The sequence below is a fragment of the Methylobacterium sp. AC315 genome (assembly GCF_979253755.1).
Genome location: NZ_CEEDEA010000146.1, coordinates 1 through 236, shown reverse-complemented (window position 1 = coordinate 236; position 236 = coordinate 1). Strand labels below are relative to the sequence as shown.

Sequence of the window (236 nt, the reverse complement as noted above, 5' to 3'; positions counted from 1 at the left end):
GCAGGACCCGATCGAGGGGGATCGCGGGGTCGTCGGCGGAGATGATCTCGAGGGGGGGGGGGAACGGCGCGTCGTCGTCCTCCTCCTCCTCACCGCTGAGAGTCATGAAGCTTTGGTCGGGTTCGTGGCGGTAACGGAGTTCCTCGCCGTCACGGGGCGGCGCGAGGGCGCGGGCGCGAAGGTCGGTGAGGCAGGCCGTTGCGATGGCTGCGGAGCTGGCCTGCACGGCTTCATAA

Annotated in this window: 1 protein-coding gene; it reads right to left on the bottom strand. The window is 69.5% G+C overall.

All coding sequences use genetic code 11. From position 1 onward, the window contains the following. Positions 1 to 226 (bottom strand): hypothetical protein (locus AC0IY0_RS29050; protein ID WP_471766513.1); only part of this gene is annotated, 226 nt, incomplete at its 3' end. Between the last annotated feature and the right edge of the window lie 10 nt (positions 227 to 236).